At 66.6% G+C, this 23,259-nt stretch carries 25 protein-coding genes; 9 read left to right on the forward strand and 16 right to left on the reverse strand.

Going from position 1 to position 23,259, the window contains the following annotated elements; translation table 11 throughout:
* Positions 1-46: 46 nt before the first annotated feature.
* Positions 47-1,063 carry a porin gene (locus G0D83_RS31540; protein ID WP_164198646.1) on the reverse strand — a complete coding sequence of 339 codons (1,017 nt, stop codon included), beginning with the start codon at positions 1,061-1,063 and terminating at the stop codon, positions 47-49.
* Positions 1,064-1,482: 419 nt separating this feature from the next.
* Between G0D83_RS31540 and G0D83_RS31545 the strand changes: the two genes are divergently transcribed.
* Positions 1,483-1,863, forward strand: a complete 381-nt coding sequence (locus G0D83_RS31545; protein ID WP_164198696.1) for a DUF3576 domain-containing protein — start codon at positions 1,483-1,485, stop codon at positions 1,861-1,863.
* Positions 1,864-1,941: 78 nt separating this feature from the next.
* Here the strand turns inward: G0D83_RS31545 and G0D83_RS31550 are convergent, their stop codons facing one another.
* Positions 1,942-3,201 (reverse strand): glycosyltransferase, encoded by a 1,260-nt coding sequence (locus tag G0D83_RS31550; RefSeq protein ID WP_164198647.1) that lies wholly within the window; start codon positions 3,199-3,201, stop codon positions 1,942-1,944.
* A 209-nt stretch (positions 3,202-3,410) separates the two neighbouring features.
* Between G0D83_RS31550 and leuS the strand changes: the two genes are divergently transcribed.
* Genes leuS through holA form a run of 3 tightly spaced genes read left to right on the forward strand, consistent with a single transcriptional unit; the run spans position 3,411 to position 7,504 of the window.
* Positions 3,411-5,981 carry a leucine--tRNA ligase gene (gene leuS / locus G0D83_RS31555; protein WP_164198648.1) on the forward strand — a complete coding sequence of 857 codons (2,571 nt, stop codon included), beginning with the start codon at positions 3,411-3,413 and terminating at the stop codon, positions 5,979-5,981.
* Positions 5,968-6,465 (forward strand): LPS assembly lipoprotein LptE, encoded by a 498-nt coding sequence (lptE, locus tag G0D83_RS31560; protein WP_164198649.1) that lies wholly within the window; start codon positions 5,968-5,970, stop codon positions 6,463-6,465. Before leuS ends, lptE begins: the two co-directional genes overlap by 14 nt.
* Positions 6,466-6,475: 10 nt before the next feature.
* Positions 6,476-7,504: a DNA polymerase III subunit delta gene (holA, locus tag G0D83_RS31565; protein ID WP_164198650.1), complete on the forward strand. Its 1,029-nt coding sequence runs from the start codon at positions 6,476-6,478 to the stop codon at positions 7,502-7,504.
* Here holA and G0D83_RS31570 read toward each other — a convergent pair.
* From G0D83_RS31570 to pyk, 5 genes are all read right to left on the reverse strand, one after another.
* Complete coding sequence (locus G0D83_RS31570) at positions 7,501-7,785, reverse strand: YrhK family protein (protein ID WP_108967818.1); 285 nt, start codon at positions 7,783-7,785, stop codon at positions 7,501-7,503. The genes holA and G0D83_RS31570 overlap by 4 nt on opposite strands.
* A gap of 82 nt (positions 7,786-7,867) precedes the next feature.
* Positions 7,868-8,938 carry a phenylalanine--tRNA ligase subunit alpha gene (gene pheS, locus G0D83_RS31575; protein ID WP_108967277.1) on the reverse strand — a complete coding sequence of 357 codons (1,071 nt, stop codon included), beginning with the start codon at positions 8,936-8,938 and terminating at the stop codon, positions 7,868-7,870.
* 210 nt (positions 8,939-9,148) lie between these two features.
* Positions 9,149-9,514, reverse strand: coding sequence for a 50S ribosomal protein L20 (gene rplT / locus G0D83_RS31580; protein ID WP_108967275.1), 366 nt, complete (start codon positions 9,512-9,514; stop codon positions 9,149-9,151).
* 17 nt (positions 9,515-9,531) lie between these two features.
* The gene (rpmI, locus tag G0D83_RS31585; protein WP_009504408.1) at positions 9,532-9,732 is read right to left on the reverse strand and encodes a 50S ribosomal protein L35; all 201 of its coding nucleotides are present in this window, start codon (positions 9,730-9,732) and stop codon (positions 9,532-9,534) included.
* Positions 9,733-9,913: 181 nt separating this feature from the next.
* A complete protein-coding gene (gene pyk / locus G0D83_RS31590) occupies positions 9,914-11,359 on the reverse strand; it encodes a pyruvate kinase (RefSeq protein ID WP_164198651.1) in 1,446 nt (481 codons plus the stop codon).
* A 230-nt stretch (positions 11,360-11,589) separates the two neighbouring features.
* Between pyk and G0D83_RS31595 the strand changes: the two genes are divergently transcribed.
* Entirely contained in the window at positions 11,590-12,327 is a 738-nt protein-coding gene (locus G0D83_RS31595) for an N-formylglutamate amidohydrolase (RefSeq protein WP_164198652.1), read from the forward strand.
* 13 nt (positions 12,328-12,340) lie between these two features.
* On the forward strand, positions 12,341-12,655 hold the full coding sequence (locus G0D83_RS31600) for a DUF1244 domain-containing protein (RefSeq protein ID WP_164198653.1): 315 nt from the start codon (positions 12,341-12,343) through the stop codon (positions 12,653-12,655).
* Positions 12,656-12,743: 88 nt separating this feature from the next.
* Here G0D83_RS31600 and G0D83_RS31605 read toward each other — a convergent pair whose 3' ends face one another.
* Positions 12,744-13,874 carry an SRPBCC family protein gene (locus tag G0D83_RS31605; protein ID WP_164198654.1) on the reverse strand — a complete coding sequence of 377 codons (1,131 nt, stop codon included), beginning with the start codon at positions 13,872-13,874 and terminating at the stop codon, positions 12,744-12,746.
* 212 nt (positions 13,875-14,086) lie between these two features.
* Between G0D83_RS31605 and G0D83_RS31610 the strand changes: the two genes are divergently transcribed.
* Together G0D83_RS31610 and G0D83_RS32440 are read left to right on the forward strand one after the other, a co-directional pair.
* Positions 14,087-14,704, forward strand: coding sequence for a glutathione S-transferase family protein (locus G0D83_RS31610; protein WP_164198655.1), 618 nt, complete (start codon positions 14,087-14,089; stop codon positions 14,702-14,704).
* A 233-nt stretch (positions 14,705-14,937) separates the two neighbouring features.
* A complete protein-coding gene (locus G0D83_RS32440) occupies positions 14,938-15,654 on the forward strand; it encodes a phasin family protein (RefSeq protein WP_235958237.1) in 717 nt (238 codons plus the stop codon).
* Between the two features lie 66 nt (positions 15,655-15,720).
* Here G0D83_RS32440 and G0D83_RS31620 read toward each other — a convergent pair whose 3' ends face one another.
* A complete protein-coding gene (locus G0D83_RS31620; protein WP_164198656.1) occupies positions 15,721-16,611 on the reverse strand; it encodes a DUF6473 family protein in 891 nt (296 codons plus the stop codon).
* 161 nt (positions 16,612-16,772) lie between these two features.
* On the opposite strand from G0D83_RS31620, the gene G0D83_RS31625 reads away from it, so the two are divergent.
* Positions 16,773-17,648: a 3-hydroxybutyryl-CoA dehydrogenase gene (locus tag G0D83_RS31625; protein ID WP_164198657.1), complete on the forward strand. Its 876-nt coding sequence runs from the start codon at positions 16,773-16,775 to the stop codon at positions 17,646-17,648.
* Positions 17,649-17,772: 124 nt separating this feature from the next.
* Here G0D83_RS31625 and G0D83_RS31630 read toward each other — a convergent pair whose 3' ends face one another.
* Genes G0D83_RS31630 through G0D83_RS31660 form a run of 7 tightly spaced genes read right to left on the reverse strand, consistent with a single transcriptional unit; the run spans position 17,773 to position 23,203 of the window.
* Positions 17,773-18,660 carry a lysophospholipid acyltransferase family protein gene (locus tag G0D83_RS31630; protein ID WP_164198697.1) on the reverse strand — a complete coding sequence of 296 codons (888 nt, stop codon included), beginning with the start codon at positions 18,658-18,660 and terminating at the stop codon, positions 17,773-17,775.
* Between the two features lie 37 nt (positions 18,661-18,697).
* Complete coding sequence (locus G0D83_RS31635) at positions 18,698-18,979, reverse strand: HPr family phosphocarrier protein (protein ID WP_095882339.1); 282 nt, start codon at positions 18,977-18,979, stop codon at positions 18,698-18,700.
* A gap of 47 nt (positions 18,980-19,026) precedes the next feature.
* Positions 19,027-19,425, reverse strand: a complete 399-nt coding sequence (locus tag G0D83_RS31640) for a PTS sugar transporter subunit IIA (protein WP_108967259.1) — start codon at positions 19,423-19,425, stop codon at positions 19,027-19,029.
* Positions 19,422-20,345 carry an RNase adapter RapZ gene (rapZ, locus tag G0D83_RS31645; protein ID WP_164198658.1) on the reverse strand — a complete coding sequence of 308 codons (924 nt, stop codon included), beginning with the start codon at positions 20,343-20,345 and terminating at the stop codon, positions 19,422-19,424. Before rapZ ends, G0D83_RS31640 begins: the two co-directional genes overlap by 4 nt.
* Positions 20,338-20,778, reverse strand: a complete 441-nt coding sequence (locus tag G0D83_RS31650) for an HPr kinase/phosphorylase (RefSeq protein ID WP_108967255.1) — start codon at positions 20,776-20,778, stop codon at positions 20,338-20,340. Before G0D83_RS31650 ends, rapZ begins: the two co-directional genes overlap by 8 nt.
* Before the next feature lie 4 nt (positions 20,779-20,782).
* Positions 20,783-22,498, reverse strand: a complete 1,716-nt coding sequence (locus tag G0D83_RS31655) for a sensor histidine kinase (protein WP_164198659.1) — start codon at positions 22,496-22,498, stop codon at positions 20,783-20,785.
* A gap of 3 nt (positions 22,499-22,501) precedes the next feature.
* Positions 22,502-23,203, reverse strand: coding sequence for a response regulator transcription factor (locus G0D83_RS31660; RefSeq protein ID WP_164198660.1), 702 nt, complete (start codon positions 23,201-23,203; stop codon positions 22,502-22,504).
* Positions 23,204-23,259 lie beyond the last annotated feature (56 nt).

Below are 23,259 nucleotides of genomic sequence, written 5' to 3' on the forward strand. Positions count from 1 at the left end.
GCGGGCCGAAGCCCGCTCTTCCCTATCAGACTAATCTCAGGAGAGATTAGAAGGACATTGCCAGGCCGAGCGACCAGGTGTTGTCGTCCGTGTCGATGTCTGCGACGTCGTATTCCGAGTGACCGTAGCCGAGCTGAGCAACGAGACCGCCGCCCAGGTCGTAGGAGGCTGCCAGGCCGTAGCCTTCGGTCGAGTCGCTGCCAGCTTCGTAGGTACCCCAGTTCACGCCGATTTCGAAGGCGTTGATGGCGTAGCCCACGGCAACGCCGTAGTGCTCGACGTCGTCGCTGAGAACGTCGAAGTCTGCGGTCGAGTAGGTTGCACCCAGCGACAGACCGTTGGTGAAGCCACCGGTCACTGCGAGCGAGGTCACGTTACCGAAGTCTTCAAGGTCTTGGTAGCCCAGACCTGCGGTCAGGTCGACGCCCGAGAACTCGCCTGCGTACGAGACGCCGGCTGCCCAGATGGTGTCGCCGAGGTCGCTGCCGTCTGCGTATTCAGCGTCTGCGCCCTGAGCAACCTGCTCAGCCGACACCGAGAAGATGAAGCCTTGGTAGGCGTAGTCGAAGCGTGCAACCTGACCGTCGCCGAGGCCGTCGAGGCTGAGGCCGATGGTGTCGGTGACGGTGCCGAGGTCCGACACACCATCCATGTGGTTAAAGCCGGCGTGCGCGGTTTCGTCGTCTGCCAGCGAGCCTGCTGCCAGCGCCATCTCCGGAACGCGCGCGTCGAGTGCGCCGTCGGTGTCGCCCATGGTCAGGGTTGCGCCGCCAAACGACACGAACATATTCTCGCCGCCCTGGACTTCCGGACGCTCGAAGCGGCCCGGGTTGTTGTTGTCGGCAGCTTCGTCGAGGTCGATCGTGGCACCAAAGACCAGGCCGTTGTCGGCTTCACCGGACATGGTGAAGGTGACGTCGAGGTCGGTGAAGAACTGCGTTTCAGCATCTTCGGTGCTCGGGTTGAAGATACCCATCTCGGCGTAGCCCGAGATCGTAACTTCTGCCGCGGCGACGCCTGCGGTTGCAACCAGCGCGGTGGAAGCAAACAGAATCTTTTTCATTGTTTCCCTCATGTGTTCTAAGGCACGTACCAATCCGGGTAGCCCGGCCTTGATGGCCACTTCTATGCGCTCGGCCCGGTCGTTCTGGCAACCCGTCGCTGGGTCAGGCGCCCACGAAGCGAACCAGTGATGCCCAATTGCCACAAAGACATCACGGGCCCTGCGGGCCGCCGCCGCGGGCTCCCGCCGGTCCTGTCGGCGGCGTCCGGCGTGCGGTCCAAGCGCCGGATTGACGACTTGTGATACGCGGTCCCGGCGAGTATGCAGGAGCAAAGAAGCAGACGGGCAGGAGCTTTGGTTTCATGGAATATAAGCGGTTTGCAAAAGCCGGCGCCCTGATCGCGGTTGCGGCGGGTCTGGCTGCCTGCAGTCAGAACGAGACCCGCCAGCCAGTGCAGACCCGGTCTGCCGACGAGATCATGGAAGCCGACATCTACGATGGTCGCGGTGCGCCCGACTCGACCATTTGGGACATTTTCAAGGCAAGGCCGGACGCCGGCCAGGTCGGCGCGGTGAACAAGTACATCTGGACCGCCTCGCTGCAGGTGCTCGACTTCCTGCCGGTGGAAAGCGTCGATCCCTTCACCGGGGTGATCACCACCGGCTATGGCACGCCCCCGGGCGGCGGTACCGCCTATCGCGCCACGATCCTCGTGTCGGACCCGGCGCTGGACGCGCGCTCGCTGAACGTGTCGCTGCAGACCCGCTCCGGCCCGGCCAGCGCCTCGGCGGTGCATGCGGTCGAGGACGCGATCCTGACCCGCGCGCGGCAGCTGCGGGCCGTCGACAGCAGGATCTGATCCCCAGCGGATCGCGACCACCGAGATGAAAAGGCCCGGACGCTTGTCCGGGCCTTCGTCGTTTCCGGGTGCGGCGGATCAGTCGCGCGGCGGGCGCGGCTCCAGCGCGGCGAGGCGGGTCACCCAGTCCACGTGTTTCGGCAGGCAATGGCGGCGCAGGTCATAGGTTCCCTGCACATGGGCACGGGCCGCCGCGCCGAGCCGGGCGCGGGTCGCCGGATCGTCGAGCAGGGCGCAGAGCCGGTCGATCAGCGCACCGCGATCGAAGAAACCGACCATCCAGCCGGTCTCATCCTCGGTCAGCGCCTCGCGCACCGGCGCGGTGTCGCTGGCAAGGATGGCGCAGCCCGCGCTCATCGCCTCGAGCAGCGACCAGCTGAGCACGAAGGGATAGGTCAGGTAGATGTGCACCCGGCTCACCTGAAGCATCGACAGGTACCGCCCGTAGGGCACCCGGCCAAGGAAATGCACCCGCGCCCAGTCCGCATCGGGGATCTGTCCGCGCACCTCATCGATGAAGATCTGCTTCCAGCTCTTGCTGTCCGGGGCCCTCGCGCCGTAGCTGACCTCGTCGCCGCCGATCAGGACGATCCGGGCGTTCGGGCGGCGGCGCAGGATCTCGGGCAGGGCGCGCATGAAGATATGATAGCCGCGGTAGGGCTCGAGATTGCGGTTGATGAAGGTGATCACCTCGTCGTCGCGGGTCAGCACCTCGCCGCCGTCCAGTGTCAGCCGCGCGTCGGGGCTCGGCGCGACGAGATCGGTGTCGATGCCGTCGTGGGCGACGGTGAGCCGGTCCTGCCAGGCCGCGGGAAAGGTGCCCGCCTGGAACCGTGTCGGGCTGATCCCGGCGTCCATGACCTCTTCGTGCATGCGGTTGTTGAGGTTCTTCATGCGGATCCGCTGGACGTCGCGCAGCGACAGGTCCTTGGCGAACTCCGGATCGAAGCTCAGGAAGTCGGGCGAGGTCCGGTGGTAAAGCTCGCAGTAAAGCCCGAGCCGGGCCTCGGGCCACACGTCCTTGAGGAACAGGCTCTCGCCCCAACCGTGGTGCGCCAGAATCACGTCGGGCCTGTAGCCCTGCGTCTTCAGCGCAAGCGCCGCGTTACAGCAACTCACGCCGCGCAGGATCTTGGTCTCGAAGTCGGTGAGATAGGGGTGGATGCCCTGGGTGCTGCTGCCGCGGATCTGGTAGGGCAGCACCTCCACGCCGTTCCAGGTGGTCGGCTCCTTGACCTTGGGAGTCAGCGCGGTGACCTCATGGCCGAGCCGGATGAGTTCGGGGGCGAGATGCTTGTACTGCCCAGGGAAATTCTGGTGGATACAAAGGACTTTCATCGGACTACATTCTTTTTTTGACTATTCGGTCAATGTTTCATGCGTGTCGGCTTCGGCCAATACAGTAATGCAAGACACGGCAATATTGCGGTGCCGAGGTTGCGGAAATGTCGCCTGCATCCCCTCCTGTCGGAGACCGGGCACTGGACGTCCGGCGGGGGCTGCCCTATCACCCGCCAAGACCCATCCGCTCCGAGGGACAAGAGATTATGTCGCGCTACGACCCCGCCACGATCGAGCCGAAATGGCAGGCCGCCTGGGAAGACGCCCTGACCTTCAAGGCCACCCGCTCGGCCGATAAGCCGAAATACTACGTGCTCGAGATGTTCCCCTATCCCTCGGGCCGTATCCACATCGGCCACGTGCGGAACTACACGATGGGCGACGTGATCGCCCGCTACAAGAAGCAGAACGGCTTCAACGTGCTGCACCCGATGGGCTTTGACGCCTTCGGCATGCCGGCCGAGAACGCCGCCATGGCCTCGGGCGGGCACCCCAAGGACTGGACCTATTCGAACATCGACACGATGGTCGCGCAGATGAAGCCGCTCGGCTTCGGGCTCGACTGGTCGCGCATGTTCGCCACCTGCGATCCGGAATATTACGGCCAGCAGCAGGCGCTCTTCCTGGACATGCTCGACAAGGGCCTCGTCTACCGCAAGAACGCCGTGGTGAACTGGGACCCGGTCGACATGACCGTGCTCGCCAACGAGCAGGTCGAGAACGGCCGCGGCTGGCGCTCGGGCGCTCTGGTCGAGCGCAAGGAACTCACCCAGTGGTTCTTCAAGATCTCGGACTTCTCGGGCGAGCTGCTCGATGCGTTGGATACGCTCGATGACTGGCCCGCCAAGGTGAAGCTGATGCAGGCGAACTGGATCGGCCGCTCGCGCGGCCTGCAGTTCTCCTTTGACACCGTCGCCGCCCCCGCCGGTTTCGAGAAGATCGAGTGCTACACCACGCGCCCCGACACGCTGCACGGCGCCTCCTTCGTCGGCATCTCGCCCGACCACCCGCTCGCGAAAGAGCTCGAGAAGGACAACGCCGAGCTCGCCGCCTTCGTTGCCGAGTGCCGCCGCATGGGCACCTCTGAAGAAGAGCTGGAAAAGGCCGAGAAGCGCGGCTTCGACACAGGGCTCAAGGTCCGTCACCCGTTCGATCCGAATTGGGAACTGCCGGTCTACATCGCCAATTTCATCCTCATGGATTACGGCACGGGCGCGATCTTCGGCTGCCCGGGCCACGACCAGCGCGACCACGACTTCTGCAGCAAATACGGCCTGCCGATCGTCGAGACTTTTGTCCCGCTCGAGGGCGAGATCGACATCCAGGCGGAGCCCTTCGTGCCTGCCAAGACGGAAAAGGTGCGCTACACCCGCCTCGTCGCCGGGACCGAAGTGCAGACCGGTGAGGAGGGCGTCAACGCCGCCGTCGACTTCTGCGAGAAGAACGGCATCGGCGAAGGCGTGACCAAGTACCGCCTGCGCGACTGGGGTCTCTCGCGCCAGCGCTACTGGGGCTGCCCGATTCCCGTGGTCCATTGCGAGGCCTGCGGCGTGGTGCCCGAGAAGAAGGAAAACCTGCCGATCAGTCTGCCCTACGACGAGGACGGCAAGGCGATCGACTTCTCGGTGCCCGGCAACCCGCTCGACCGCCACCCGTCGTGGCGCGATTGCGCCTGCCCGTCCTGCGGCGCCCCGGCGCGGCGCGAGACCGACACGATGGACACCTTCGTCGACTCGAGCTGGTATTTCGCCCGCTTCACCTCGCCGCGGGCCGAGACGCCGGTGGACATGGCCGAGGCCGAGTACTGGATGAACGTCGACCAATACATTGGCGGCATCGAACACGCGATCCTGCACCTGCTCTACTCGCGCTTCTTTGCTCGCGCGATGAACCTCACCGGCCACCTGCCGGAAAAGAGCAAGGAGCCGTTCAAGGCGCTCTTCACCCAGGGCATGGTGACCCACGCGATCTACCAGACGCGCAATGCCGACGGCCGCCCGGTCTACCACTACCCCGAGTCGGTCGAGCTGAGGGACGGCAAGGGCTTCCTCGAGGACGGCACCGAGGTCGAGATCATCCCCTCGGCCAAGATGTCCAAGTCGAAGAACAACGTCGTCGATCCGGTGGCGATCATCGGCCAGTACGGCGCCGACACCGCGCGCTGGTTCGTGCTCTCGGACAGCCCGCCCGAGCGTGACGTGGAATGGACCGCGTCGGGTGCCGAAGCGGCCTCCAAGCACCTCGCCCGGGTCTACCGCATCGCCGCCGAGATCGCCGCATCCGATGCCCCCGCCGGGGCCGAGGATGCCGCCCTGCTGCGCGAGATGCACAAGGCGATCCACGACGTGACCATGGGCGTCGAGAGCTTCGGCTTCAACGCGGCCATCGCCAAGCTCTATGCCTTCACCGCCGTGCTCGGCAAATCGCAGGCGGGCGCTGCTGCCAAGAAGGAGGCGGCCAAGGTTCTTGCGCAGCTGATGTCGCCGATGACCCCGCACCTGTCCGAGGAAATCTGGCATCTGCTCGGCGGCGAGGGGCTCATCGCCAACGCGCCCTGGCCCAAGGCCGACGAGGCGATGCTGGTCGAGGACAGCGTCACCCTGCCGATCCAGGTCAACGGCAAGCGCCGCGGCGAGCTCACCGTTCCCAAGGACATGGCCAAGGAAGAGATTGAAAAACTCGTCCTCGCGCACGAAGCTGTGGTGCGGAGCCTCGAAGGGGCCGCCCCGAAGAAGCTCATCGTTGTGCCTGGCCGGATCGTCAATGTGGTCGCCTGATCGAAGAACCCTGCTTGTAGCCTGCGGCGCCTTGGCGCTCGCGGGCTGTGGCTTTGCCCCGGCCTACGGGCCTCAGGGCGGCGGGCAGAAGCTGCTCGGGCAGATCGCCTTTGCCGATCCCGACTCGCCCGACGCCTATCTCTACACCCGCCGGATCGAGGAACGGCTCGGCCGCGCCGCGCCCGGCGCGCCCTACCGGCTCGACACCTCGTTGCGGACCGAGACCTCGGGGCACGGCTCGCTCGCCGACGGCAACACCACCCGCATCCGGGTGATCGGCACCGCGTACTTCACGCTGCGCGACGCCGTGACGAACGAGGCGCTGACCTCCGGCGACACCTCTACCTTCACCGGCTATTCCACCACCGGCTCGACCGCCGCCACCCAGGCCGCCGAGCGCGACGCCGAGGAGCGGCTGATGCTCATGCTGGCCGACCGGGTCATCGACCGGCTGCTGCTGGTCGCGGCGGACCTGCCGCAGTGACGGGGGTCTCGTGAAACTCGGCGGGCGCGACGCACAGGCCTTTTTCCGCAAGCCGGACCCGACGCGCTCTGGCGTGCTGCTCTACGGCGAGGACGCCATGCGCGTGGCGCACCGGCGGCAGGAAGTCATCACGGCCCTTGTCGGCCCCGAGGCCGAGGCCGAGATGCGCCTGACCCGCATGGGCGGTGCCGACCTGCGCAAGGACCCGGCGCTGCTGCTCGACGCTGTGAAGGCGCAGGGCTTCTTCCCCGGACCACGTGTGGTCTTCGTCGAAGAGGCGACCGACGGGCTTGCCAAGACCATGGGCGCGGCGCTGACCGATTGGCGCCCGGGCGATGCGCAGATCATCGTCACCGCCGGACAGCTCACCGCGAAATCCGCCCTCCGCAAGCTCTTCGAGGCCGCCCCCGAGGCGCTGGCTATCGGCATCTACTCGGACCCGCCGGGCCGCGAGGAGATCGAGGCCGCGCTGAAGAAGGCCGGTCTCACCCAGGTCGACCGCGCCGCCTTTGACGCCCTCGAGCATCTCGCCCGCGCGCTCGAGCCGGGCGACTTCCGGCAGGTGCTGGAAAAGCTCGGGCTCTACAAGCTGGACGATCCCGCGCCGCTCACCCCCGAGGAGGTGGCCGCCTGCGCCCCCGCCTCGATCGAAGCCGAGCTCGACGACATCCTCAACGTGGTCGCCGAGGGCCGCTCGCCCGAAATCGGACCGCTGATGCAGCGGCTCGAAGGGCAGGGGGTCGCGCCGGTCACGCTGCTGATCATGGCGATGCGCCACTTCCGCGTGCTCTACGCGCTCGCCTCGGCCCAGGGCGGCCCTCAAGCCGGGGTGCAGCGCCTGCGCCCGCCGCTCTTCGGCCCGCGCCGCGACCGGATGCTGCGCCAGGCCTCGGGCTGGACTGCCGATCGGCTCGAGGATGCGCTCTCGATGCTGATGGAGACCGACCTCTCGATCCGCTCCGCTGGCGCCCGCGCCCCGGCCATGGCCCTCGTCGAGCGGAACTTCGTGCGCCTCGCCTGGCTCGCCTCGCGGCGCTAGCCGTTTCGATCGCGATCTGCCAGCCTCTCGATCTGCCCCATTCGCCAGAGCTTGATCTCGCGCGCCAGCCGCAGCGAGGGCTTCACCATGAAGAGCACCGAGCCGACGGTGAAGAGCCAGATGGCGGCGGTTTCGTACTGCTTCCAGAAGAACAGCACCGAGCCGATGGTGAAACAGAGCGCGGCGCCGAAATCCACCGCCGTATGGGCGATCTCGAAAAGCGCGTAGACGCGCCGCGTGTCCGCGTTACGCTCGCGGTTGCGGTGATCGAAAAGCTTCATGAGCCCCAAGATGGCGCAGGTTTCAAAAAGGAAAAGGCCCGACGCGGATGCGCCGGGCCCCAAATTCCTGCCATGGCCGCGCTTAGCGCGACAGGCCGCCGTGCAGCGTCGGCACATCGAGCGAGGCAAAGCCGTAATGGCGCAGCCAGCGCAGATCCGAATCGAAGAAGGCGCGCAGGTCGGGGATGCCGTATTTCAGCATGGCGATCCGGTCGATCCCCATGCCGAAGGCAAAGCCCTGCCATTCGCTCGGATCGATGCCGCCGGCCTGCAGAACCTTGGGGTGCACCATGCCCGAACCCAGCACTTCCAGCCAGTCGTCGCCTTCGCCCACGGTGACCGAGCCGTCCTTCCACTGGCACTGGATGTCCACCTCGGCCGAGGGTTCGGTGAACGGGAAGTGCGAGGCGCGGAAGCGGGTCTTCACCGAGCGGCCGAAAAAGGCCGAGAAGAACTCTTCCAGAACCCACTTGAGGTTCGCCATGGAGATGTCCTTGTCGATGGCAAGCCCCTCGACCTGGTGGAACATCGGCGTGTGGGTCTGGTCGTAATCGGCGCGGTAGACGCGGCCCGGGCAGATGATCCGCGTCGGTGCGCCGCCGGCTTCCATCGAGCGGATCTGCACCGGCGAGGTATGGGTGCGCAGCACGTGCGGCGGGCGGTTGTCGCCGTCTTCGCGGTGCATGTAGAAGGTGTCCATCTCGGCGCGGGCCGGGTGGTGGCCGGGGATGTTCAGCGCGTCGAAGTTGTACCAGTCGGTCTCGACCTGCGGCCCTTCGGCGACGGCAAAGCCCATGTCGGCGAAGATCGCGGTGCATTCCTCCCAGACCTGGCTGACCGGGTGGATGCTGCCGACGCGCCGGTTGCGGCCGGGCAGGGTCACGTCGAGCCATTCCGCCTGCAGCCGCTCGTTCAACGCTGCATCTGCCAGCGCCGCCTTCTTGGCGCCAAGCGCGGCGTTGATCTCATCCTTCAGCGCGTTGAGCTTCGGCCCCATGAGCTGGCGCTCCTCGGGGCTCATCTTGCCGAGGCTCCGCATCTGAAGGCTGATCTCGCCCTTCTTGCCGACGGCCTGCACCCGCAGATCCTCAAGCGCGGATTCATCCGCCGCCTTGCCAATCAGGTCGATATACTTGTCGCGCAGGTCGTCCATTCCGGGCCTCTTCCGAGCATCTCTTCGGGTCCGTCCACTACCGGCTGCGGGTCCGGCGCGCAAGCCTGCGCCGCCCGCCATGTTCCTCTAGGTGCAAATATCCCGGCGGAGCGCCCGCAGGCAGCGGGGGCAAAGACCCCACGCGCGCGCAGAACGAAAAACGCCGCCCCCGAGGGAGCGGCGTTTCGAAAGTCAGCCGTTGGCGCCCGATCAGGCGGCCAGCGCGCCCTTCGCCTGGTCGACGATGGCGTTGAAGGCGTCCGGCTCGTGCACGGCGAGGTCCGCCAGCACCTTACGGTCAACTTCGATGCCAGCCAGGTTCAGGCCGTTGATGAACTTCGAGTAGGTCAGAGCCTCGTCATGTGCGCGCACTGCCGCGTTGATCCGCTGGATCCACAGGGCGCGGAAGTTGCGCTTGCGGTTCTTGCGGTCGCGGGTCGCGTACTGGTTGGCCTTGTCGACGGCCTGGGCTGCAACCTTGAAGGTGTTCTTGCGGCGGCCGTAGTAACCTTTGGCTGCCTTGATGACCTTCTTGTGACGGGCGTGGGTGACGACACCACCTTTGACTCGTGCCATTGTTCAGCTCTCCTTTATCAGCGGTCGTAGGGCATGTAGCCCTTGACGATTTTCGCGTCGGGAGCCGACAGCGTGGTCGTGCCGCGCGCGTCGCGGATGAATTTCGTGGTGCGCTTGATCATGCCGTGGCGCTTGCCGGCCTGACCAGCGACGACCTTGCCGGTCGCGGTGACCTTGAAGCGCTTCTTGGCGCTCGACTTTGTCTTCATCTTGGGCATTTTCGTCTCCTTAACGAAGTGCGTACAGGCGCGACTCGGCATGCCGCAATGGGCCGGCCGCGCGGTTAGAGGCGCCCCTATAGGCGGGGGGCCTGATATTTGCAAGCCGGAATCGCCTCCGGAAGGGCCGTGAGCGTGGCCCGCGCCGACAGGCAGCGCGGGCCCCGCTCTCGGGGAACGATCACTCGGGATCGGTCGAGTAGATCAGCCGCTCGTCGCAGGGGGCAACGCGCAGGATGTTGGTGGTGCCCGACATGTTGAAGGGCACGCCGGCGGTCACGATGATATGGTCCTCGGTGCCGGCATAGCCCTGCGCCCGCGCCGCGCGCGCGGCATTGACCACCGCCTGCTTGAAGCGCTCGAGCTCGCCGGTCATCACGCAGTTGGTGCCCCAGGTCAGCGACAGCCGCCGCGCCGTGCCACGCAGCGAGGTCATCGCGATGATCGGCACCCGCGGGCGCTCGCGCGCGACCAGCGCCGCGGTGGTGCCCGAGGAGGTGAAGCAGCAGATCGCCTTGACGTTGGCGGTCTCGGCGATCTCCCGCGCTGCCGCCACGATGCCATCGGCGACGCTGGTGCGCTGGATGTTGCGCGAGTTCTCCATGACCTCGGTGAAGGTCGGGTCGTTCTCGACGCTGATGGCGACGTTGTTCATCGTCGTCACCGCCTCGACCGGATATTGCCCGGCGGCGGATTCGGCCGAGAGCATCACCGCGTCGGCGCCCTCGTAGATCGCCGTCGCCACGTCCGAGACCTCGGCGCGCGTCGGCATCGGGCTCTCGATCATCGATTCGAGCATCTGGGTCGCCACGATCACCGGCTTGCCGGCGGCGCGGCACTTGCGGATCAACCGTTTCTGGATGGGCGGCACCGCCTGCACGGGAAGCTCGACGCCGAGATCGCCACGCGCAACCATGATGCCGTCCGAGACCGCGAGGATTTCGTCAAAGGCCTTCACCGCCGAGGGCTTCTCGATCTTCGACAGGATCGCGGCGCGGCCGTCGCAGAGCTTGCGCGCCTCCTCCACGTCCTCGGGGCGCTGCACGAAGCTCAGCGCCAGCCAGTCGACGCCGAGCGCCGCGGCGAACTCGAGGTCGGAGCGGTCCTTCTCCGACAGCGCCGCCAGCGGCAGCACCACGTCGGGCACGTTGACACCCTTGCGGTTCGAGATCGTGCCGCCCGCCTCGATCACGCAGTTGGCGAAATCTTCGCCGCATTCTTCGACCCGCATGCGGATCTTGCCGTCGTTGACCAGCAGGTGCGCGCCAACGCTGAGCGCCTGGAAAATCTCGGGATGGGGCAGGCAGACGCGCTTTTCGGTGCCCGGCGTCTCGTCGAGATCGAAGCGGAAGGTCTCGCCCCATTCCAGCTCTTCCGAGCCGTTGGCGAATTCACCGACACGCAGCTTCGGTCCCTGCAGGTCGGCGAGGATGGCGATCGGGCTGTCGAGGTCCTTCTCCACCTGCCGGATGGCGCGGTGCAGCTTGGTGATGTCCTCGTGGCTGCCGTGGCTCATGTTCAGGCGGAACACGTCTGCCCCTGCCTCGTGCAGCGTGCGGATCATCTCGTAGGTATTGCTGGCCGGCCCGAGCGTGGCCACGATCTTCACTTTGCGCAAACGTCTCATCTGGGACTCCTCGACCTCGTGCCGCGGCCGCGCCGGGCCGCCTTGCTGCAGAGCAGCGTATTCTCATTCAGAATAGTGGTTCAAAGTTAAACCAACCACCCTCGTCACGGTTAGGTTATCGCTAACAGTCGCGCCTTTTATCGCGGAATTCCCTTCCCGGCGCAACTGATCTAGAGAGGTCCTATCACGTCACGTGCTCCCAAGACATGGCGGCAGACTGCGAAGCGATTATGACCCACACGCCATTCCACATCGAAGGCGCCACGCGCAAAGGCCGCTTTCTCATCACCTGCGACCATGCGACCAATAGCGTGCCGGCAGAGCTCGGGGGAAGCCTTGGTTTGCCGCCCGAGGACATGGCCCGCCACATCGCCTACGATATAGGCGCGCTGGGGGCCGCCCGCGCCCTGGCCGAGGCGCTCGACAGCCCGCTGGTCTGGTCCGATTTCTCGCGCCTTGTCATCGATCCCAACCGCGGCGAGGACGATCCGACGCTGCTGATGCGGCTCTACGATGGCTCGATCATCCCCGGCAACCGCCATGCGGATGCGGCCGAGCGCCAGCGCCGGATCGAGGCCTACTGGCGGCCCTATCACGCTGCCGTCGCCGGGCTGCTCGAGGCGCGCCCCGAACTGGCGCTGGTCTCGGTGCATTCCTTCACCCCGCAGCTGCGCGGGCGCCTGCCGCGGCCGTGGCACCTGGGCATTCTGCATGCCTGGGATGCCCGGCTCTCTGACGCGCTGCTTGACGTGCTCGCGCAGCAGCCCGATCTGGTGGTGGGGCGCAACGAGCCTTACCCTGGCCATCTGCCCGGCGACGCCGTGCATCGCCACGCCCTGAAACATGGCCGCCACAACACGCTGATCGAGCTGCGCAACGACCTCATCGCCGAGCCCGAGGCGCAGGAAGACTGGGGCCGCCGCCTCGCGCCCTTGCTGAAGACCGCGCTGGCCCGCGCCCCCGAATAAGAGGAGAGAGACCATGGACGACCAGACCCGCATCGAGCTCGAGGCTGCCGCTTTCCGCCGGCTGCGCCAGCACCTGATGCAAGACCGCCCCGATGTTCAGAACATCGACCTGATGAACCTCGCCGGGTTTTGCCGCAATTGCCTGTCGCGCTGGTACGAGGAAGCCGCCACCGAGCGCGGAGTCGAGATGAGCAAGTCCGAGGCCCGCGAGATCTTCTACGGCATGCCCTACGACGAGTGGCGCGCGCAGAACCAGACCGAGGCGAGCCCCGACAAGCAGGCCGCATTCGAGAAGTCCTTCGCGGAAAACGTCACCGACAAGAAATGAGCCGCGAGGCCCGCGCTTTCTTCTAGCCGGGAAAATCGCACAGGGGGCCGGGGGTGCGAAGCCTTCGGCCCCTCTCTCTCTCTCGGCCTCAGCGAGCCTCGGGAATCTTCCCGGCAATCCACCGCGCGAACTCGTAGTTCGGCCGCTCGAGATGCGACAGCGCCCCGGGCGCGGCAAAGCGCGATTGCATCCCCTTCCAGACCCGCTCGGTACACCCCCGGTCCTCATCGTTCACCGCATCGAGCAGCGCCTTCAGCGCGGTGAAATGCGAGGCCGCCTCGGGGTCGGAGATGAAATCCGGGTGCAGCCCACCGCCGAAAAGGATCTTCACGTGGCCCGGTCCATCGGGGGTCAGGCAGAGGTACCAGAAATAACCCGGCGTCAGGGTGATCAGCAGCGACGGGTAGACCGCCAGCAACCAGGTCCGGTAACGCTCCTCGCCCTGGAGCGTGGTATTGCCGGGATGGGCGATCGACAGTGCGATCGAGTCGTCCTTCAGGATGTGGTGGTAGTTGAAGCCCTCGAATCCCTCGGGGCAGGTCATCTTCCTCAGATCCACGGCGCCGCCGATGGTGCCGCCATGGCACATCGGCAAGTGGTAGCTCTCCATGAAGTTCTCGGCGAGGATCTTCCAGTTGGTGGCCCAGCGGTGCTCCTCGCGAAATGTCTCGACGTAGTCCTCCATCGCCAGGTAGCCGACAAGGTCATCGACCTCGCGCAGCGTATCGCCGGGCTCGGGCAGGTCCGGATCGAGGGTGACCATGATCCAGCCCTTCCAGTCGACGCAGCGGACCTGCGGCAGGCGGGTGCTCTCCTTGCAGAAGCTGCCGTTCAACTCCATCGCCGGGGCACCGCGCAGCGACCCGTCGAGATTGTAGCTCCAGGCGTGGTAGGGACAGGTGATGGTGCGAACGTTGCCGCGCCCTTCCAGCAGCACTGACATGCGGTGGCGGCAGACGTTGGACAGCGCCCGCAGCAGCCCCTCGCGGTCGCGCAGCACGACGATCGGCTCTCCGGAGATCTCCAGCGTCAGGTAGTCGCCCGGCGCCTTCAGCGCATCGACACGCCCGGCGCAGAGCCAGCTCTTGCCGAAGACATGTTCCTGCTCGAGCCCAAGGAACTCCTCGGAGGTATAGACCGAGACCGGCATGGCCTGCGCCCTCTCGAAGGGCACCGCGACATTGGCGCGCAGTTCGGCAATGGGGTCGTGCAGGGTCATTCTGTGCTCCGATGCGGCTTCGCAGAGCCGTTTAGAAACCGTTAATGGACGGCGCGCAACGAGCCTGCAAAACGCGCGCCCGTCAAGTCCAACTGCCGTGCCTTGGCGCAGGCGGGCATCACGTGCGGTGATCGAGGGCAGCACGAAACGGCGTTTGACCGTCCCCGCGGGGACGGCGATGACGTGTTGCGAACATTCACGGGACGAGACACATGACGAAGATCACCCTCTACGGCCACCCCGACAGCGGCCACGCCAACAAGGTGGCGCTGGCCCTCGTCCTCGGCGGGATCGCGCATGAGACCGTCTTCGTCGACATCTGGGCCGCGCCCGAGACCCGCCCCGCCGCCTTCCTCGCGGCCAGCCCCCTGGCGCAGGTGCCCGCGCTGGTGATCGACGGCGAGGCAATGACCCAGTCCGGTGCCATCCTGCTCGAGATCGCCCGCCGCTGGCAGGTGCTGGGCGGCGAGAGCGCCGCCGGGATGCGCCGTGGCGCCGAACTCTTGATGTGGGAGGCGAACCGCATCGGCATGTGCCTGCCGCAACTCATCGAGGCGCGGCGTCCCCGCGGGGACAGCTTTCCGGGGGGCACCGTGGCGTGGCTCACCGGGCGCTACGAGACCGACCGAGACAACTTCGCCCGGCTGCTGGGCAAGGCGCTTTTCTTCCACGGGGATGCCCCGGGGATCGGAGACTGTGCCATCTGGGGCTACGTGCAATGGCTCGACAAGGCCGGGGTTGCGCCCTCCGAGGCGATGACCGGCTGGATCGGGCGCATGCAGGCCCTGCCGCAGATGCGTCCCCGCGGGGACAGCTGGTTTCCGGCCTGAGCACGGCGGGACTGCCGCGCAACCTTGAGGTGAGTTGGTCCGCTGCGCAGGCCATCCGATCCTTGCCGTGGTCTCGGTGTTCGGGCGGCAGCGCCCCGCGCGTCGGCGAAGCAATGCCGCATTGCAGAGCAAACTGCGACAAATTGACTTTAAGCGAGGGGTGCAACGTCCCGTTGGAGCCTGTCCTGTGGTAAGGGTGGGGCAATTCTATCCTGCTTGGAAGGAGCCCAGACATGGATAAGCCGACCCCCCGCAAGACCACTTCGCGCAGCCAGTCGACCGCGTCGCGGGGCACCAGCCCGCGCCGCCGCACTCAGGCGAAACCCGCAGATGTGACCCCGGCCAAGACTGCAACTTCCGTGACAAAAGAGACACCTGAGACGGTTGCCGCCGCCCCGGCGTCGGCCCCCGAAACGCCACACACCCCCGCTTCCGCGCCGGTGGAGGCAGCTGCGCCCACGCCCGTCGAGCCCGCGCCCAAGCCGCGGCCCACGCCGCCACGCAGCGTCGCGAAACCCGCCGAATCGAGCGAGCCGACCACCGAGCCCGCGGCCAAGGCAGCCTCGAAGCCCGCCGCTCCGAAGACCGCCGCCCCGAAACCGGCCGCCCCGAAATCGGTCGCGTCGAAGCCGGCATCCAAACCGGCTCTCGCGGCCGCCGCGACGGTGGCGCCTGTCGAGCGCAGCGTGCGCATGAGCTGGGATCTCGAGCCCTATGCGGCCACCGCCCTGGTCGACACCATGCTCGACATCGGCGCCGAGCTGCAGAGCTTCACGGCCGAGCGGGTGCGCGAGGACGTGGCGACCCAGCACAGGATGCTGCACTGCAAGACGCCCGGCGAGCTGATCCACATCCAGAGCGCCTTCTTCCAGAAGGCCAGCGAGGATTACCGCGCCCATTGGGGGCGCCTCGCGGAACTGGGCAACAAGCTTTCGATCTTCCCGACCTGAGCTTGCGAGCCCCGTCCCGTCCGCTCTGCGGGCGGGCGCCCTCCGGGGTGCTGCTCAGGGGTATCGCTAGGCGCGCTGGGCGAGCAGGCGGGCGAGGGTCGGGCTCAGCGCTTCGGCGATCTCGGCATGTCCGGCGGGGCTCAGCGCCTCGGCGGCGGCCGCGGCCTCGAAATCGGCAAAGACCATCCCCTCCGTCCCGGCTGTCAGTGCGGCGGCAGAGAGCGGCTGGTCGAGCAGCGCCGCGGCCCGGGGGCGGAGTGCCTCGAGCATGCCGCGCTCGATGAAGAGCGGCGCGGGGGCAAGCGCGTTCACATGGGTGTCGGGCGGCGGGTGACCAGCGGCCCAGACCAGCACGGCCCGCCCGCCGAGCAATGTCAGAAGGTGCTTCATCCGGGCCACCCAGGCGAGCCGAAGCTCGGCGGTGACCTCGGCAAAGCGCTTTTCCGATACCTCGCGCAGCCGGCCCAGCATGTGCAGCGTGAAATGGAACTCGGTGAAATCGACCTCGGGAAAGAGCTGCTGCAACCGGTCCGAGGCGCGCAGGAAGCGGTCGTTGCGCCGCGGGTGCACGCCGTAGAAGCGGTTCGACATGTTCTGCGCCCCCATCACCTGGATGACGCAGAGCTCGGCGCGGGCGGCAAGGTTCAGCACCGCCGGGTCGCCGAGGTAGAGGTCGATCCCGGCGTTCACCACGCCGAGGTTGACGCAGGGCAGGGCGCCGGAAGGCTCCGCCTCCCCGCTCTCGCTGCCGGTCCTCTTTGCCCCTTCTGCCAGCGCGCGCTCGACCAGCGCCGGGAAGGGCGCCGTGACGAAACGGCCAAGGGTCTCGGCCCCGCCGAGAAAGGCAATATAGGGCGCGTCGAGAGCGCGCTTCGGCCCGCGGAACAGCAGGCGCGAGCGGCCATACCGACAGGGAAAATACTCCAGCGCACCCTGAAAAGACCCGGCAACGGACATGACGCCCCCCATTCTGATTCCCATTCACCCAAGGTCAGGATCAACACCCCGTCCCAACAATTCGCTAATGCGAAAATGCAGGCAAAAATTGCAGCACCCCCGCTTGCGGCGGGCTGGCGCGGGGGCATAAGGTTGCCGCGCATCAGAGCAGGATAGGGCGCATGGAAATCAAGAGCATCGGTGTCATCGGCGCGGGTCAGATGGGCAATGGCATCGCCCATGTCATGGCGCTTGCGGGCTACGAGGTGCGCCTGTCGGACGTCAGCCAGGAGGCGCTCGACGCCGCGCTGGAGCTGATCACGCGCAACCTCGACCGCCAGGTCCGCCGCGAGAAGATCTCGGGCGAGGCCCGCGATGCTGCGCTGGCGAAGATATCCACGACGCTCGACAAGGTCGAGATCGCCCATACCGACCTGGTGATCGAGGCCGCCACCGAGCAAGAGGCGGTGAAAACCAAGATCTTCGAGGGTCTGGTGCCGCACCTGCTGCCGCACACGATCCTGACCTCGAACACCTCCTCGATCTCGATCACCCGGCTCGCCTCGCGCACCGACCGGCCCGAGAAGTTCCTCGGCTTCCACTTCATGAATCCGGTGCCGGTGATGCAGCTCGTCGAGCTGATCCGCGGCATCGCCACCGACGAGCCGACCTACAAGGCCTGCCTCAAGGTGGTCGAGAACCTCGGCAAGACCGCCGCCTCGGCCGAGGATTTCCCGGCCTTCATCGTCAACCGCATCCTGGTGCCGATGATCAACGAGGCGGTCTACACGCTCTACGAGGGCGTCGGCAACGTGCGCTCGATCGACATGGCGATGAAGCTCGGCGCCAACCACCCGATGGGTCCGCTCGAGCTGGCGGATTTCATCGGCCTCGACACCTGCCTTGCGATCATGAACGTCCTGCACGACGGGCTTGCGGACACCAAGTACCGCCCCTGCCCGCTGCTCACCAAATACGTCGAGGCCGGCTGGCTTGGCCGCAAGACCAAGCGAGGGTTCTACGACTACCGCGGCGACGAGCCGGTTCCGACGCGCTGAGGCGCCGCGCACCGCCTGGAGCTTCTTCTTTTCGGAGATGCGCCGGGGGCGAATTGGCCGCAGGCCAAGAGGGGGCAGCGCCCCCTTTATTTCTGCCAGCGCGACCGCGCCAGGGCGGCCTCGCCTAGCCCTTCAGCGCCAGCGTCCGGGCCCGCAGCGAGGCGACGAACTCGCGCTGGTTGCCGCTCCAGCCGCGCACTTCCTCGGGGCTGATCGGCGTGCCGACAACCGGTCGCTGCGGCCGTCCGCAGGCGTGGATCACCTCGTGGATCAGCAGGCCCTGGCGCAGCGTCGGCGAAAGCCGGTTGGCGATCTGGTAGGCGCGGCTGTTCTGGCCGGGGAAGTAGATCGGCACCACCGTGGCGCCCGACCGCTGGATCATCTTCGCGGTGAAGGGGTTCCACACCGCCTCGATCGCCGCGCCGAACAGGGAGTCGGACGAGGCCACGACACCCGACGGAAACAGCGCGATCACCCCGCCGCGCTTGAGGTGCTCCATGGCCGTGGCGCGCATCTCGAGGCTCTGCTCGCGCGCGTTCTCCTCGTGCGGGAAGGGCACGGGGATCATGAACTCGGCGATCTCCTGCACCCCGGTCAGCAGCGAGCGGGTGAGGATGCGGTAGTCGGTGCGCACCCGTCCGATCAACTCGGCGAGGATCATCCCGTCGACCAGCCCGTGCGGGTGGTTGGCGACGACGATCACCGGGCCCTCGCGCGGGATACGGGCGATCTGCTCGGCGGGGGTCTGCAACTCGATGCGCATGATCCGCAGCGCCTGCGCCCAGAACGCTTGTCCGTCGGGCACGCCTTCGCGCTCGAAGCGGCGCACAAGGCGGATCAGCGGGAATTTCCCGGTCATCCACTCCAGCGCGCGGATGGTGTTGGCCTTCCACGGATTGGTGAAGGTATTGGCGTAGCTGAGCCTGCGCTTGTCATAGGGCGCTGGCGGAGCCTTCGTCGACTGCGGCGCCGCGCCGCCCCCCTTGGCCGGGGCGTCATAGCTGTCGAGCATGTGCCTCCCCCGCTGTGTCATGCGGCCGGTCCGCGCGTCAATTGTCCTCGCCGAAGCGATTGGCGACGAGGGCCTCGAGCGCATCGGCGAGCGCCTTGGCGTCGGGGCCCGAGGTTTCGACTTCAATAGAGCTTCCCTTGGAAGCTGCCAACATCAAAAGCCCCATGATGCTGTCCCCGCCGGCGCTCATGCCATCCTTGGAGACCTCGGCATGGGCGTCGAATCCTTCGACCACCTCGACCAGCTTGGCGGAGGCGCGGGCGTGCAGCCCCTTTTCGTTGACGATGTTCAGCACGCGGCGAACAGAGGTATCACTCATCTTAAAACTCTTGGTTGCGGGGCCATCGCGCGGCTTGGGATGCGGTCCTAGACCGGATCGGGCCGGACGTTCTGGCTGTCAATGTATTTGCGGCCGGCCTCGAGCGCGCCGCGCACCGCGTCGGGCACCGACAGCTGGCGGGTCTTGGCGAGCTTGATCAGCATCGGCAGATTCATCCCGTAGAGGATGCGGCGGTTCTCCGGCTGGCAGGCGAGCAGGCTGAGGTTGGAGGGCGAGCCGCCGAAGAGGTCGGTGACCAGCACGACGCCGTCACCGGTATCGACGCTGTCCGCGGCGGCGCAGATCTCGGATTGCTTCTTGGCGCGGTCGTGCTCGGCCTCGATGGAGATCGCGAGGATTCCGGGCTGCACACCGACCACGTGTTCGACGGCCGAAAGGTATTCCCTTGCCAGCCCACCATGCGCCACGATCACGATGCCGATCACGCCTGCGACCTCTCGTCCAGTCCAGTTGCCACGCCCTTGGCGGCTTGGCCGCGGCGTTCGAGTTCCCGGTGCCTAGTTGACACCTGCCAGCCCTGCTCTGCAAGGGCACGCGCGACGGTTTCCGCCACGGTGACGGAACGATGCTGCCCACCGGTGCAGCCAAATCCGAAGGAGAGATGCGCCTTGCCTTCGTCCGTGCAGGCCGGAAGGAGAAAAAGCGCGAGATCGATCACCTTTTGCATGAACGGATCGAAGCGCGGATCGGCTTTCACATGTGCCTGCACCGGCGCGTCGAGCCCGCTGAGCGCGCGCAGCTCCGGCACCCAGTGCGGGTTGTCGAGGAAGCGGCAGTCGAAGACCATATCGAGCCCTTGCGGCAGGCCGCGCTTGTAGGAAAAGCTCTCGACCGAGACGGCCAGCTGCTGCGCCTGCGCCCCGGCGAACCAAGTGGCGAGCTGGGCGCGCAGTTCGTGCGGGCTCAGCTCGGAGGTGTCGATCAGGATGTCGGCGGCGGCGCGGGCCTGTTCGAGCAGCGCCAGCTCGCGGGTGATGCCCTCGGTATAGGCGCTGTCGGGCGCGAGTGGGTGGCGGCGGCGCGTCTCGGAATAGCGCCGGGCCAGAACCGTCGGCGCGGCGTCCAGATAGAGGAGCTGCGGGGTGATCTGCATCTGCTCGGACAGTGCGGACTGCAATGAGAGCAGCCCCCCGACGGTGAAGTCGCGGTTGCGGATGTCGACGCCAAGCGCCAGCGGGCGCTCGAGCGCCGGACCCTCGAGCAGCCGCGGGATCAGCCCCAGCGGGATATTGTCGATCGCCTCGAAGCCGAAATCCTCCAGCGCGTTGATCGCGGTGGAGCGCCCGGCGCCCGAGGGGCCGGTCACCAGCACGACGTGCTGGGGTCCTTTCGGCGAGTCATCCATTGTCCGGATCCCTTGTTGCGCCTTTGAGATATTGAACGAGCGCTGCGGGAAAATAGGGGTGCGCGGCATTGTGAAGCAATGGGAGATTTCGCGTCTGCAGCATGATTTCCCGCAGAGGCGGCAGGCGTTCGGTTTCCGGGGTGTCGAGGTCGAGCACGGCAACGACCTCGGCGCGGGGCAGGTGGTCGGCCTGCAGCAGCCCGAGCCCGCGCGCCTCGATCATCCCGGCGAGAGGGGCAGGGGGGCTCGCCCAGAGCGCTCCCGCCTCCAGCGTCAGCACCACGCGGTCGTCCGCCACGAGCCGCGCCCCGCGCGCCATCATCTCGAGCGCGAGGCCGGATTTGCCTGCGCCCGAGGCGCCGCGGATCAGCAGCGCGCGCCCGGTCACCGCCACGGCGGTGGCGTGGAGGATCAGCGGATTGGGTGTGGTCATCGGATCAGATCGGCAGGCCGACGACAAAGCGCGCGCCCAGCGGCTCCGAGGTGATGTCCGCCTCGGTCGGGCGGATGTTCTCGGCCCAGATCACCCCGCCATGCGCCTCGACGATCTGCTTCGAGATCGCGAGGCCGAGACCGGAGTTGTTGCCGAAGTCGTTCTCGGGGCGTTGCGAGTAGAAGCGCTTGAAGATCTTCTGCAGCGCCTCTTCGGGGATGCCGGGGCCCGTGTCCTCGACCACCACCAGCACGCGGTTGTCGCGGCGGCGGGCCCAGACGCGGATCGCGTCGCCATCCTCGCAGAAGGAAATGGCATTGGTGATCAGGTTGACGAAGACCTGCGCGAGCCGCGGCTCGAGCCCGTTGATGCGGATCGGCTTCTCGGGCAGGTCGGTGATGAATTCGATGCCCTTCTTGCGCGCGTCCTCGCCGAGGAACTGGCCGAGGTTGCCGAGCATCTCGAGCAGGTTGAACTCCTGCTCCTCTTCCTTGACCAGCTCGGAGTCGAGCCGCGAGGCGTTGGAGATGTCCGAGACCAGCCGGTCGAGGCGGCGCACATCGTGTTCGATCACGTTGAGCAGCTTGTCGCGGTGCTCTTCCTTCTTGACGATGCGCAGCGAGCCGATGGCCGAGCGCAGGCTGGCGAGCGGGTTCTTGATCTCATGTGCGACGTCCGCGGCGAACTGCTCGTTGGCGTCGATACGGTCGTAGAGCGCTGCGACCATGCCGCGCAGCGCGCCCGAGAGGCGGCCGATCTCGTCGGGGCGGGCGGTGAGATCGGGAATGCGGATGCGGCGCGAATTGCCCTGCGACTTGTTGCGGTCTCGGCCGATCTCGGCGGCATCGGCGAGGTCGGAGATCGGGTTGGCGATGGTCGAGGCCAGCACCAGGCTGAGGCCGATCGAGACCAGCGTGGCGATGACGAACATCTGCAGCACCCGCTCTCGCTCGGCGCTGACCGCGAGGTCGATCTCGGGGGCGGCGGCAACGAGCGCGACGCTGCCGATGATGTCGCTGCCCTGGCGGATCGGCGCGAAGGCGGTGAAGACGGTCTCACCCTCTTCGCCCAGGCCAGCTTCGACGCGCGGGGTGGCGGGATCGCCCGCCTCGATCTGCTGGCGGAGACGGTCCTCGAGACCCAGCGCCTCGGTCTGCTGGAAATAGGCGAAGATGCCCGAGATGCCCTGCCAGAGCTGGTCGAGCAGTTGCGAGATCATCGTCTCGCGCCCCGTCGCGCTGCTGGAGGGGGGCGGCGGGCCGCCGGCCTCGCCGACGAGGAAATTGCCGGTGTCGAAGATCAGCACGCCAGTGCCGCGGCGCAGCTCGAGGGCCCCCAGCGTGGCGGCGACATCGATGCCGTCGGAGGAGCCGAGGCTGACCGGCGCGCCCTCGGGCAGTTGCATGGCAAACACGTCGGCGATCAGCTCGGCCTGGACGAGCGTCGCATCAGCGCGCTGCTGCGCCAGCGTATCGCGTGAGGAATTGAGCCAGAGAATGCCTGCGGCCAGCACGTTCAACGCGATGAGGTTGAACGTGATGATCTTGCGCGTGAGCGGAGACCGATTCAAGGAGAAGAGGGAGCGCCGCGCACGGCTGTCCCGCAATTCCTTTTCCACGGTGCTGTCCGGGGCGATCCAGTCGTCCCCAAGAACAACATCGGCATCCTGCCTGTCGCCCGACTCCGCGTCGCGCATGGAGATCCTTTCGGCCAGGGCCATCGCTTACTCTTCGTTGTAACGATACCCGATGCCGTAGAGTGTTTCGATGGCCGAGAAGTCTTCGTCCACGGTCCGCATCTTTTTGCGCAGGCGCTTGATGTGGCTGTCGATGATGCGGTCGTCGACATAGACCTGGTCGTCGTAGGCCACATCCATGAGCTGGTCACGCGACTTCACGAAGCCGGGCCGCTGGGCCAGCGCCTGCAGCAGAAGGAATTCGGTGACGGTGAGCGAGACGTCCTTGCCCTTCCAGCTCACCGCGTGGCGTAGCGGGTCCATGGTGAGCGAGCCGCGGGTCATCAGCTTGGTGTCTTCGGTATCCCCAACCACTTCACCAGCCTGGGCTTCCTGACGGCGCAGGAGCGCGCGGATCCGCTCGACCAGCAGGCGCTGGCTGAACGGCTTCTTGACGTAATCGTCCGCGCCCATGCGCAGGCCGAGAACCTCGTCGATCTCGTCGTCCTTGGAAGTGAGGAAGATCACCGGCATGCGGGATTTCTGGCGCACCCGCTGGAGCAGATCCATCCCGTCCATGCGCGGCATCTTGATGTCGAAAACCGCCATGTCGGGCATCTTCTTGCTGAACGCATCCAGCGCAGATTGCCCGTCATTGTAAGTTTCAACCTCGAACCCCTCCGCCTCGAGTGTCATGGACACGGATGTCAGGATGTTCCTGTCATCGTCCACCAGGGCGATTTTAGACATAGCACTTCATCCTTGTACTGCTCTGTTATGCCTTCTTTTTCGCCGAGTATGCGAAG

The sequence above is a fragment of the Salipiger sp. PrR003 genome (genome assembly GCF_010500785.1).
In the GTDB taxonomy this organism is placed as follows: Bacteria; Pseudomonadota; Alphaproteobacteria; order Rhodobacterales; family Rhodobacteraceae; genus Salipiger; species Salipiger pacificus_A.